The sequence below is a fragment of the Ferruginibacter sp. genome (genome assembly GCF_031391665.1).
Taxonomy (GTDB): Bacteria; Bacteroidota; Bacteroidia; order Chitinophagales; family Chitinophagaceae; genus Ferruginibacter.
On record NZ_JANMUN010000070.1, the window covers coordinates 67990 to 79813 of the forward strand.

General features: G+C 36.0%; 11 protein-coding genes. 3 read left to right on the forward strand and 8 right to left on the reverse strand.

Going from position 1 to position 11824, the window contains the following annotated elements:
* Positions 1 to 15: 15 nt before the first annotated feature.
* Positions 16 to 489: a c-type cytochrome gene (locus tag ACY651_RS05645; protein ID WP_462250587.1), complete on the reverse strand. Its 474-nt coding sequence runs from the start codon at positions 487 to 489 to the stop codon at positions 16 to 18.
* Between the two features lie 283 nt (positions 490 to 772).
* Between ACY651_RS05645 and ACY651_RS05650 the strand changes: the two genes are divergently transcribed.
* From ACY651_RS05650 to ric, 3 genes are read left to right on the forward strand one after another with little or no spacing between them, the layout of a single operon-like run.
* Positions 773 to 1366, forward strand: a complete 594-nt coding sequence (locus tag ACY651_RS05650) for a Crp/Fnr family transcriptional regulator (RefSeq protein WP_462250589.1) — start codon at positions 773 to 775, stop codon at positions 1364 to 1366.
* A gap of 60 nt (positions 1367 to 1426) precedes the next feature.
* A complete protein-coding gene (locus ACY651_RS05655; RefSeq protein ID WP_462250591.1) occupies positions 1427 to 2638 on the forward strand; it encodes a hypothetical protein in 1212 nt (403 codons plus the stop codon).
* Positions 2639 to 2698: 60 nt separating this feature from the next.
* Entirely contained in the window at positions 2699 to 3415 is a 717-nt protein-coding gene (gene ric / locus ACY651_RS05660; RefSeq protein WP_462250593.1) for an iron-sulfur cluster repair di-iron protein, read from the forward strand.
* A 52-nt stretch (positions 3416 to 3467) separates the two neighbouring features.
* Here the strand turns inward: ric and ACY651_RS05665 are convergent, their stop codons facing one another.
* The 7 genes from ACY651_RS05665 to ACY651_RS05695 all read right to left on the reverse strand — a co-directional run bounded on the left by ACY651_RS05665 (position 3468) and on the right by ACY651_RS05695 (position 11816).
* On the reverse strand, positions 3468 to 5882 hold the full coding sequence (locus tag ACY651_RS05665; RefSeq protein ID WP_462250639.1) for a heavy metal translocating P-type ATPase: 2415 nt from the start codon (positions 5880 to 5882) through the stop codon (positions 3468 to 3470).
* 63 nt (positions 5883 to 5945) lie between these two features.
* Positions 5946 to 6140: a YgaP family membrane protein gene (locus ACY651_RS05670; RefSeq protein ID WP_462250595.1), complete on the reverse strand. Its 195-nt coding sequence runs from the start codon at positions 6138 to 6140 to the stop codon at positions 5946 to 5948.
* 10 nt (positions 6141 to 6150) lie between these two features.
* Positions 6151 to 6555: a hypothetical protein gene (locus ACY651_RS05675; RefSeq protein ID WP_462250597.1), complete on the reverse strand. Its 405-nt coding sequence runs from the start codon at positions 6553 to 6555 to the stop codon at positions 6151 to 6153.
* Between the two features lie 320 nt (positions 6556 to 6875).
* On the reverse strand, positions 6876 to 7616 hold the full coding sequence (locus tag ACY651_RS05680) for an LOG family protein (protein WP_462250599.1): 741 nt from the start codon (positions 7614 to 7616) through the stop codon (positions 6876 to 6878).
* A 49-nt stretch (positions 7617 to 7665) separates the two neighbouring features.
* A complete protein-coding gene (locus ACY651_RS05685) occupies positions 7666 to 8130 on the reverse strand; it encodes an OsmC family protein (RefSeq protein WP_462250601.1) in 465 nt (154 codons plus the stop codon).
* Positions 8131 to 8139: 9 nt separating this feature from the next.
* Positions 8140 to 8970 (reverse strand): hypothetical protein, encoded by an 831-nt coding sequence (locus tag ACY651_RS05690; protein WP_462250603.1) that lies wholly within the window; start codon positions 8968 to 8970, stop codon positions 8140 to 8142.
* Positions 8971 to 9200: 230 nt separating this feature from the next.
* Positions 9201 to 11816 carry a VPS10 domain-containing protein gene (locus tag ACY651_RS05695; RefSeq protein ID WP_462250605.1) on the reverse strand — a complete coding sequence of 872 codons (2616 nt, stop codon included), beginning with the start codon at positions 11814 to 11816 and terminating at the stop codon, positions 9201 to 9203.
* Positions 11817 to 11824: the final 8 nt, after the last annotated feature.

Below are 11824 nucleotides of genomic sequence, written 5' to 3' on the forward strand. Positions count from 1 at the left end.
TTTTGATCTGGTAATTTATTTTACTCCATCATTCTTACGCATAAATTCGTACAAACCCCTTGCATCTGCATCGGCTAAATTTTGATTAGGCATACGCACCAAACAAATTTCTAATTGTGCCTGTGCAGCCGGATCTTTATTCAGCATCTCATCTGTATTAGTAACAAAATTCATTACCCACTCCGGGGTGCGGCGTGAGGTAACTCCTTTCCATCCCGGGCCTACTAATTTTTCATCGGTAAGTTTGTGGCAGCTGCTGCATTTAACACCGTAAACTTTTTCGCCTGTGGCTGCCATGGCTGCATCCAGTGTAGCACCAACTTCTACATTATTAAATTTTCCTTCTCCCCTTTTAGGATCGTAAGATGGATTGCCATTGTCTGTTGCAGTAGTTTTTGTATCGGTTTCAGCTTTTGTATCGGCACCTGCACCGGTACCGCAGGCAGCTACAAAAACTGCTGCGCTAAAAATGATTGCTAATTTTTTCATGATAATTCTTTTTTGTTTGTAAAAATGATTTTACAACATTACACCCGATATAGTTGTACCTTTATGCGTAGAATCATAACAATAAAAATTCCTTCTCTAAATTTTCTTCCCCGTTACGGAAATGTCTTAGACAGTTCCATCATCATTAAGAAGCCAAAAAAAAACATTACCGGGTAAACAGGATATGATTTTAATCACATGCTGGTATAATACCTGTCATTTTCTCCAAAGCCTGATACGCTGATATTGGGTCAAATTAAGCATACCTAAATTTTCATTTAAGATGATTGATATTGACACTTTGCTGGCATGGGGAGCAGCATTTAAAAAAGTAACTGCAAACGAAATAATTTTTCAGGAAGGTGGGGCATCGCAATTTTATTACCAGTTGGTAAGTGGCAGCGTCCGCTGGGTAAATATTAATGATGATGGCAAAGAATTTTTACAAATTATTATTGACCCCGGTGAAAGTTTTGGAGAGCTGCCTTTGTTTGATGATGAACCCTTTGCTGCAACAGCTATTGCTAATGAAGACTCGGTTATCATTCGCCTGCAACGTCATACTTTTCATGAGTTGATAAAAGAAAGCCCGGAAATACATCTTGCCTTTAGTAAACAGCTAACCCAGCGCTTACGATTTAAATTTTTTATTTTAAAGGAGATGGCCAATCACAACCCGGAGCACAGTATATCTACCCTGCTTAGTTATTTTAAACAAACTAAAAAAAATATTTGCCCCAAGTGTAACCGTATTAATTTAACCCGCCAGCAAATTGCCGACATGACCGGTTTAAGGGTAGAAACTGTAATACGTACCATTAAAAGTTTACAAACAAAAGGCCGGTTGGTAATTGATAAAGGCAAGGTTTATTGTTAGTGAAAGTTTCAATCGCTTAAAAAATGATCTGCAATAAAGTTTATGAATTAAATATTTGTTATGGCTTTTTATTTACAACGCTGGATAAAAATTTGTTTATTTAATTTACTGCTGGTAGCAACCATTGGTGTGATACTAAGGTACAAGATCGCATTTTCATTGCCCTTTATAGATCAAAAACATTTATTGCACGGCCACTCTCATTTTGCTTTTACCGGATGGATAACGCAGTCATTAATGGTTTTGCTGGTGGTATATATTGCCAATAAAAAGGGCGAAAATATTTTTAAAAAATACCGCTTTATTTTAAATGCAAATCTTTTTACAGCATTTGGCATGCTGGTTACATTTCCTGTACAGGGATATGGAGCTTATTCTATAACCTTTTCTACACTTTCCATATTTGTATCGTATGCGTTTGCAATTATGTACTGGAAAGATTTAAATACCATTTCAGAAAAAAATATTGTTGCCTGGTGGTTTAAAGCTGCGGTAGTATTAAATGCCTTCGCTTCGCTGGGTGCTTTTGGTTTGGCTTTTATGCGGATAGAAAAAATTATACATCAAAACTGGTACCTGGCTGCAGAATATTTTTACTTACACTTTCAATACAATGGCTGGTTCTTTTTTGCCTGCATGGGTTTAATCAGTTCAAAAGTTTCCATTGATGCCCGGCCGGTTATTTTAAATAGAATTTTTATTTTATTTGCAGCGGCAGTTTTGCCAGCATACTTTTTATCCACCTTGTGGATGCCCATTCCATTATGGGTTTATCTTTTAGTTATTGCTGCAGCAATTGCACAAATTTTGGGCTGGATATATATGGTGGGCATCATAAAAAAACAAGCTTTTACATTAAACAAAACTATGCCCGTTATTGCTAAATGGTTGTTGATTTTTTCTGCCGTTGCATTAAGCATTAAACTACTGTTGCAGCTGGGCTCTACCATTCCATCACTCAGCGATCTGGCATTTGGTTTCAGGCCAATTGTTATTGGCTATTTGCATTTGGTACTACTGGGCATTATTACTTTATTTATTTTGGGATATATGTTTGCAGTAAAATCCATACTAATAAATAAAAGATCCATTACTGGTACAGGTATTTTTGCAGTTGGCATCATAATCAACGAAGTTTTTTTAATGACGCAGGGTGTTGCTGCTTTAAACTACATTACCATCCCTTTTATAAATGAGGCTTTGTTAATTGCAGCAATCATTATGTTTACAGGATTGTTAATTTTAGTAACTAATCAAAAAATAAAAAAGTAAACTGATTTCAATCATAATTGATTTTAATAAAGATAAACACCTTTGTGAAAATTATATATTATGATAAACTTAGCGAATCAAACATTAGCATCCATTGTAACCCTTAACCACCAGGCAGTGCCGGTTTTGGAAAAACACCATCTCGATTTTTGCTGTAAAGGCAAAAGAACACTTGCAGAAGCCTGCAATGAAAAAGGGTTATCAGTAGAAGATCTTTTAAAAGAATTAGAAGGCGCAACTGATACAGAAAAAAAAATACAATTGCCTTTTACTGAAATGAATGCAGAACAGCTTATTAGCTATATTTTAATCCATCATCATTTTTATGTAAAACAAAGTATGCCCGGAATTTTATCACATATAGAAAAAGTGGTAGCAAAACATGGCGACCGTTTTCCATACATGATTAAAGTGTTTGAAATATTTACTGCTATAAAAGAAGAGATGACCCTGCACATGCAAAAAGAGGAAGGGGTTCTATTTCCAAGAATTAAAGATCTGGAGCACCAGATAAAAAAAGAACCAATAACAAAACCCGGAGCCGGATACATTAGCGCCCCGGTAAATGTTTTGGAGATGGAACACGACCATGCAGGAACATTATTGTATGAAATAAGAACATTAACCGGCAACTACACAGCACCAGAAGATGCCTGTACAACATTTAAAGTTTGCCTTGCAGAATTAAAAGAGTTTGAAGAAGACCTGCACAAACATGTACACCTGGAAAATAATTTATTATTTCCGCTTGCAGAAAACTTAGTCACTCAATTTTAGTAAATTAATATTCTAAGTACTTTTAAATAGTTGGGCCTGTAATAGTAAATTATTACAGGCTTTTTAGTTTTGCACTGGCGGAAGTTAAAACAGTAACCAATATAACAATACTAATACTGCTTGCAGGCATAAGAATGGCTGCTACCATTGGAGATAAAATCCCTTGTACTGCAAATGATAATCCTGCGAAATTATACAAAATAGAAAGAATGAAACTTGCTGTAACAATGTTTTTACCTGATTTAGCAAAAGCAATAAACTTATCCAGCAGTTTTACATTAGTGCCGTCTAAAATAGCATCGCAGGCCGGAGAAAATTGTGTAGTATTGTCGCTTACAGCAATGCCTACGTTACTTTGCATTAAAGCACCGGCATCGTTCAATCCGTCACCCAGCATTAGCACATTTTGCTGCTTTTGCTGAAGTGTTTTAATAAACTCCAGTTTTTGTTGCGGTGATTGATAGAATTGAAGAACGGCTTTTTTTCCAAATATATTTTGCAGATTTTCTTTTTCCGAATCATTATCCCCTGATAAAACATAGCAATCAAAATTTTTACTCTCCAATTGTTTTACCAGTTTATTTATTCCGCTGCGGTATTGGTTGCTTACATTAAAGCGGCCCATGTGTACATTATTCATCATTACATGCACATGTGTGCCGGTATCGTATGTAACAAAGCCATTACTAAACTGATTAATAAAACTTGCAGAACCCATTTTTACATTTACATCATTTACTGTTGCTTCCATTCCTTTACCGGCATACTCTTTAAAATGCTGAACCGGTTCCATTTTCATTGAACCATTTTGTAACCACGCTGTAATTATTTTACTTAAAGGGTGAGCCGATTGCCGTGTAATATTTTTTACTGCAACCAACTCCTTTTCGGTTAATGGTGTGCCTTCATAATTTACCAACGAGGATTTGTTATGGGTGAGGGTTCCTGTTTTATCAAAAACAACCCTATTAATTTTTGCAAGTGCTTCTATAACGCCTGCATTTTTTAAGTACAATTTATTTTTACCAAATATGCGGAGCATATTACCGTAAGTAAATGTTGCAGATAGCAATAATGAACAGGGGCAGGCAACAATTAAAACTGATGAAACAGCTGGTAAAATTTTTGAAGGATCATTTATCCACCAAAAAATTAAAGTAATAATTGCAACCGTAAATAAAGTCAACGTAAAATACCTGCTCCAGGGATGAATGAAAGATTTTTCTGTATTTTTTTTACTTGCAAAAATATCATTGTTCCAAAGTTGGGTAATATAGCTTTGAGAAACTTCTCCAGCCACTTCCAGTTCTATCGCACTGCCCAACTGTTTGCCGCCTGCATAGATCAACTCACCATTTAATTTTTGTACCGGTGTATTTTCGCCGCTGACAAAACTGTAATCTACACTGGCATTACCACTCATTAAAATGGCATCTGCAGGAATCATTTCTTCGTTACGTATAATAATTCTATTGCCTTTTTGTAATTGTGTAACAGGAATATTTTTTTCGATACTGTCTTTAATTACTGTTACTCCCAGGGGAAAATAAGAACGGTAATCCCTGTCGAAAGAAAAAGAATCGTAAGTTTTATCCTGGAACCATCTGCCAATGAGCATAAAAAAAACAATGCCTGTTCCACTATCTAAATAACCTGCACCATGACCACTGATAATTTCATAATAACTTCTTGCGTAAGTAACCGTAATCGCTAATGCAATGGGTGCATCAATATTTAAAAACCGCTGCCGCAAACCTTTTACAGCCGAAATAAAAAACCCGGAAGCACTAAAAAATAAAACTGGTATTGATAAAAAAAAGTTGAGCCATGTAAAAGTTTCCTTCAATCCATTCTGTTCTATATTGCCGCTGCTGAAATATTCAGGAAAACTCAGCATCATGATATTGGCAAAACAAAAACCTGCCACACCAATTTTATAAATTTGTTTTTTGTTAAATTTGGTTGATTTTTTCGATACGGTATCTTTTAAACTGATATTGGGTTCGTAGCCAATAAAAGCCAGCAACTCCACTACTTTACGCAAGGATATTTTTTGCGGATCGAAAATGATAAAGACTTCTTTACGCTGAAAATTAGTTTGCGATTTTGTTATGCCTGTATCAATACGGTGCAGGTTCTCTAATAAAAAAATACAGGAAGAGCAATGCATTTGCGGCAGCGAAAAAGTTACATTAATTTGTGAGGGGCTGCTGAACTGCACCAATTTATTTTTGATGATCTCGTCATCGAGATAAGCAAAACGTTCGCTTACAAATTTACCTTTTGCTTTTATACCGGGATTTTTATCAAAGTTGTAATATACACAAAGATCATTTTGGCTGAGAAGCAAAAAAACCTGTTTACACCCCTGGCAGCAAAAGTTTTTTTCTTCAATAGCTATGCTCTTATCATCGCAGTTTTCGCCGCAATGATAACATTTAGTTGGTATGTTTGATATTGTTTTAATAAAGCGGAATTTAAAAAATAAAAGCCGCCATATAATATTATACAGCAGCTTTAAAGACAGAAACTATTGAACACTTTTTTTAGCACAGGTATTTATGCCCAATATTTTATAAATGGGGCAAAAAGAAATTACACCTGTAAGCAGTGGCACGATTGCAAGCAATCCCCACCAGCTTGCATAATAAAGCCCCGCCACCCCAATTAAAATAGCCAGCGTGTATCTAACTGACCTGTCGGTATTACCTACATTGCATTGCATAAAATTGTATTTAAGATATGGTTGATAAATAATTCATGAAATTGCATTTAAGATCGATATATGTTTTTTCTATGGCCTTTATCCTTTGCCGCAAAATATCCTGTGTGCAAAATGCATCAATATCCTGCTGATTTTTTAAATCACAATCCTGCAAAAGTCTTTTTTGCTGTTCTTCTATTGCTTCGTCTAATTTTTTCATTTCGTTTTGCTGCTGCATTAATTCGCTGTTAAAGAAAATATCAGTTCCGGTTTTATCAGCTGGTCCATTTACGATATCCGCATTTTGCACATTTTCAAGCATTATTTTTAATTGAGGTATTTCTTTTACCTGTGCTTTTATTGCATTTTGCCAGCCGGCATTCTCATTTATGAATAACCTGCATTTTGTTTCGTCTAAAAGCAATGTATGTTTCATAATGCTGTTTATTACACAAAGATGCCTTGTAAGCAGAAAAATTAAAATGACCAGCGTCAAAAAGATGTATGAGATAAATCAGGAATTGATAAAAGCTATTTTGAATGCTCTATATTTAATTGAGCTAAATTTTAACCAGGCATTAATACAAATTAAACATTGAATCTATCCGATTAAAAAAATGTCAGGTTGAGATTGTCGAAACCGATGTAAGAGTCAACCCGCCTCCGACAAGCTCAGGCTGACAGTATTCTTTCAATTTCTGATTGGCACTAACCAATAAAAAAATGCTCCAAAAATAAAATAGCAAATAGCTTAATTTATTTTTCGAACAGCCAGCTAAAAGGTTTGTAAGGCTTTTGAGTTTTGAGGTTAAATTTTACCACACTATTTTGTTTGATATACTCCACCGCTTCGTCAATTGAATCGGTAACTAAAAAAAGATGGGTATCGCTATCAGAGATGGTAGATTTATTTTTCATTAAAGCAATATGTTCTATTAATTCTTTATGAAAAACGGTATCAAAAATTACAACAGGGAATTCACTTATTTTTTTTGTTTGAATTAAAGTAAGAGCCTCAAAATATTCATCCAATGTACCAAAGCCGCCGGGCATTACCACAAAAGCGTAAGAATATTTAAGCAGCAAAGTTTTACGTACAAAAAAGTAGCGGATGTTTACCCATTTATCCAGGTATGGATTAGGATGCTGTTCTATTGGTAAAACAATATTGCAGCCAACACTTCTTCCACCCACTGCTTTAGCACCTTTATTGGCGGCTTCCATTATGCCGGGGCCACCACCCGTCATTATTGTAAAACCTAATTGTGCAATTTTACCGGAGAGTATTTCGGCCATTTCATAATAAGGATGACCATCTTTAAACCTTGCCGAGCCAAATACGGTAACGCATGGCCCAACAAAATGCAAAGCCCTGAAGCCCTTTATAAATTCAAACAATACTTTAATGGCAAACTTAAATTCTTCCCAGCGGCTCTGGGGGCCTTCTAAAAATTTTATTTCTTCTTTTACTGCAGGTTTAGTTTCGGAATCTATCATTGGCATTATTTCTACCTAAACCTAATTATTTTTCAGTAAAATAATTAAACTATTTTAAAACATGTTTATCTACAAGCACTTCGCCGTGATGAATAAGGTGGGGTTTGATTGAGTTTGCTATAATGCAGTGTTTATAAGTTTTAGTGAGTATGTCGTTGGCAACAACAATATCTTCTTCTTTTTCTACAAATATTTTTGGAAAAAGATTTACAGTTGTAAATTCTAAATGGCCTTCTACCAAATTAATTTGCCCTATGGCATTGCATTCAAAATCAGCAATGGAGAATTTCCTTTTTTCTGCAATGGCAAGGTAAGTTGTCATAAAGCAACTGCTTAACGAACTTAAAAATAAATGCTCGGGGCTCCACATATCCGGCACACCGCCTGCAAACTCCGGCGGTGTAGCTACTTTGATAGTATCTTTTACATCGTTGGCAGTAAGTATCCCTTTACGGCCTTCCTGCCAGTTTAACTGCACTTCAAAAAAATACTGGTGCTTTTCTGTTTTTAGCATTTATTATTTTTATTTATGAGAAATAAAAAGTGGCATTTTTATTTCACGAATTATATCTTTTGCAAAGCTCTTTTTAAACAATTCAGAAAACATACTTCTTGAAAAAGCACCCATTACAATAAAACTGTTGGGTTGCTCTGCGAGCCAGTCAACAAAATGTTTTTTACTGTCCATTTTTAAATTTTGCAATTCCAGCGCCGGATAATGACTTGCCACCAATTCATTCATCATCACATATTCGGGTAATTCCTCTTTATCATCTTCAGTTACTGTTACCAGCATACTTTTTTTATTTACCAGCTCCGGAAAAAGATAAGCAAATTGTTTAATAGCAAAAATGCTGGATTGGCCGCCATCATAACTCAGTAAAATTTGTCCTGGCTCTTCAAATTTTTCCGGTATCAGCATCACCGGGCATTCTGCTTTTTTCAATAATTCTTCCAGGTAATAATTGGGTTGTGTTGTTTCAACGTTTTTAAAAAATAATTCGCTGCTCACTAAAAGTACATCAGCAAAACGGGTTTCTTCCACTAAAGAAGAAAGCGCCATCATGTCCAAATCTTTATGCACCCTGTACTGTATGTCTTCAGTAATGCAGGCATCTTCAAACAAATGAATGTTTTTATTTACTACCTCATCATCATCATTTTTCGTCAGTAATTCCGGCATGATGGCAATCCCTTCCATACCACTTGAGTAAGCCATTAGTTTTGAATAATCAACCGGGCTTAAAAAAACGCCTGCCAGTAATATTTCTTTTTGATTGTTGACGTATTTGGCAAATTCAAATGCGCCTTTGGGAAAATGTTCGCCATCTAATGCAATTATTATCTTTTTCATAACTGATAAGTTTTAAAGATTACTATAAAATTACTTTTGCAGCAAGATTGTACATATGATTTGCAGCAGTAGTAAAAATGATGGATATCATTTATAAAATCGGCAAAAACAATGCCACTAAGCACCGGCAAATAGCTTAATCATAATCAACACTGTATCAAACAGCAGTAAAATAAAAGTGGCTGGTTAAAACACCAGCCACTGTAAAAAATTTAGTTTAAGAAATGAATTTATTTTTTTGTTTTTTCATACGCAGCCTGCACTGCATCTAATTTAGTGATGTAAATACTGCGGCCGTGTGTGCCTACCACCAATTCGTTATCTCTTTGCTGTATGGCAATATCATGCACAGGCACACGGGGCAAATTATTCCCCACTGTCATAAATGTTTTGCCCATATCAAATGATGCATACAGGCCATTATCGCTGCCCACATAAATAATATTTTCTTTTTTAGGATCTTCTTTTATTACGTTTAAAGGTTCGGCTGGCAAATCATTTCCCAGTTGCATCCAGGTAGCACCGTAATCTTCACTAACAAATAAATATGCTGTAAAATTATCGTTGCGGTAACCATTTAATGTGGCATACACTCTCGATTCTTTATACATCGATGGCATAACACGGCTTACATACAAACCCTGCGGAACATTTTTTATGTTTACGTTTATTTTTGTAAAATTATAACCGCCGTCTTTTGTTACCTGTATGTTGCCATCATCGCTGCCCACATAAATTAATCCAAATTTCATTGGCGATTCTACAATGGTGGTTAATGTACCAAAAGGAATTTTGCCATCGTGTTTGCCATTGGTTAAATCGCCGCTGATGGCTTCCATCTTTTCGCCTTTATTTAAACTGCGGTGTAATTTATTGGTACCATAATAAAAAACATCGGGTGCATGTTTGCTTAACCAAATAGGTGTTTGCCAGTTATACCGCAATTTTTGTTCGCCTAAATCATGCATGGGATGTATGCTTAATCCCCTGCCGCCAATTTCTGTATTCCTTCTGCCATAATACCCAAATTGAAAACCGGCGTACACTGTTTTATTATCTCTGGTATCTACCTGCACCTGCATACCATCGCCGCCGCCAATACCTTTCCATGCGTATGCATCGGGACCATCTTCTTTTTCTCCATCTTCATCATCATCGCCGCCAAAATTATTATTTAATTTACTGCTGCCAAACCAGGTACCATTATCCTGCAGGCCACCGTAAACGTTATACGGCTTAGCGTCGTCGGTAGTAATGCCATAAAATTGCCCAACAGCATTATTGTTTACTTTAAACCAATGCTTGCCATAATCGTAAGTAATATTACAGCCGCCATCATTGCCTGCAATCCAGTGCCCGTCTCGGTTAGGGTTTATCCAGCAGGCATGCCAATCGGCATGCGTTGCATTTTTATCAGTTACTTTAAATGTTTTGCCCCCATCGCTGCTGTAAATACAATTATAACCCAATACCACTACTTTATTTTCATCGGTGGCAGATAAACTAAGCTTTGCAAAATAATAACCGTAGGTATTAAATGTGGTGATCTCTTTTGTATTGGCTTTTCTCCAGTTCATCCCGGCATCATCACTACGGTAAACTTCGCAGCCAATAATGCCTGCGTTTTGAAAACCATCATCAGCTACCAGCCATTCGTACACGGCTGTTGGTTTTACCTTATCATTTTTTACTAATTCTTTTACAGAGGCCGAACGGTATTTTACATCAAAATTATTTCTTATTAAAAAACTGTCTAATTTTTTATCATTCAGTTCTGCAAATTTCTCTTTGCTGATATTTTTAAAATCGTCTAAATTATATTTTGTGCTGTCAATTTTTTTCTTTGCTGTATCTGGTTTTAAATTGTTGTTATCAATTACTGCATAAACAATATTTGGATTTTTTTGAAAAACGGCCACACCAATTCTGCCTAATTTTTCGCCGGTGGCAAAACCACTGCCGGGTAAGGTTACAGACTTCCATGTATCTCCACCGTCGCTACTTTTATAAATGGCAGAAGTTTTTCCGCTTTCTTTCCAGTCCCATGCCCTGCGTTCCCTGTACCATGTTGCTGCATAAATTTCATTAGGATTATTATTATTGATATCCATTTCTACTGCGCCGGTGTTATCATCTACAAATAAAGTTTGTTTCCATGTTTTGCCTCCATCAATAGTTTTATAAACGCCACGTTCTTTACTGGCAGAATATAAATGGCCGAGTGCTGCCACCCATGCAATATTATTGTTGATGGGGTGCAATACTATTTTACCAATATGATGGCTTTCTGGTAAGCCCAAATATTGCCAGCTTTTTCCATTGTCGCTGCTTTTATAAACTCCGGTGCCGCTGTAAGAAGAACGGCTGCTGTTAACTTCCCCGGTGCCTACCCAAATAGTTTTTGTGTTCCAGTTTACAGCCACATCCCCAATACTAAAGGCATCTTCGTTATCAAAAACCGGTGTAAGACTAAGGCCGTTGGTATTGGTGTACCATAATCCACCGCTGGCATAAGCCACATAAAATTCTGTAGGGTCATTAGGGTTAGCTTCAATATCCACTACCCTTCCGTTCATTTGTACAGGGCCAATGTTGCGGAAGGAAATATTTTTTAACAAAGATTTTTCTTCCAGCAATTTTCTTTTTTGTAAACCGTTTAATCTTTCAGCAGCCGGTGTTGGCTTGATTTGTGCATATACAGAATTAACACTTATAAAAAGAAGTAAAACTGTAAATTTGCTGAAAAGAAGTTTTGAAATAGTGGGTTGTTTACGCTCGGTAAAATTACAAATGTACAAGAGTGCGACGCCAATGAAGACGAATAGAATTGCAGAAGCTGGTAACATAAATAAAA

What these genes read in the sequence shown, in the direction of transcription:
- ACY651_RS05680 (WP_462250599.1), bottom strand. Translation starts at nt 7,616, where the DNA reads ATGATAGATTCCGAAACTAAACCTGCAGTAAAAGAAGAAATAAAATTT.
- ACY651_RS05695 (WP_462250605.1), bottom strand. Translation starts at nt 11,816, where the DNA reads ATGTTACCAGCTTCTGCAATTCTATTCGTCTTCATTGGCGTCGCACTC.
- ric (WP_462250593.1), top strand. Translation starts at nt 2,699, where the DNA reads ATGATAAACTTAGCGAATCAAACATTAGCATCCATTGTAACCCTTAAC.
- ACY651_RS05645 (WP_462250587.1), bottom strand. Translation starts at nt 489, where the DNA reads ATGAAAAAATTAGCAATCATTTTTAGCGCAGCAGTTTTTGTAGCTGCC.
- ACY651_RS05655 (WP_462250591.1), top strand. Translation starts at nt 1,427, where the DNA reads ATGGCTTTTTATTTACAACGCTGGATAAAAATTTGTTTATTTAATTTA.
- ACY651_RS05685 (WP_462250601.1), bottom strand. Translation starts at nt 8,130, where the DNA reads ATGCTAAAAACAGAAAAGCACCAGTATTTTTTTGAAGTGCAGTTAAAC.
- ACY651_RS05690 (WP_462250603.1), bottom strand. Translation starts at nt 8,970, where the DNA reads ATGAAAAAGATAATAATTGCATTAGATGGCGAACATTTTCCCAAAGGC.
- ACY651_RS05650 (WP_462250589.1), top strand. Translation starts at nt 773, where the DNA reads ATGATTGATATTGACACTTTGCTGGCATGGGGAGCAGCATTTAAAAAA.
- ACY651_RS05675 (WP_462250597.1), bottom strand. Translation starts at nt 6,555, where the DNA reads ATGAAACATACATTGCTTTTAGACGAAACAAAATGCAGGTTATTCATA.
- ACY651_RS05670 (WP_462250595.1), bottom strand. Translation starts at nt 6,140, where the DNA reads ATGCAATGCAATGTAGGTAATACCGACAGGTCAGTTAGATACACGCTG.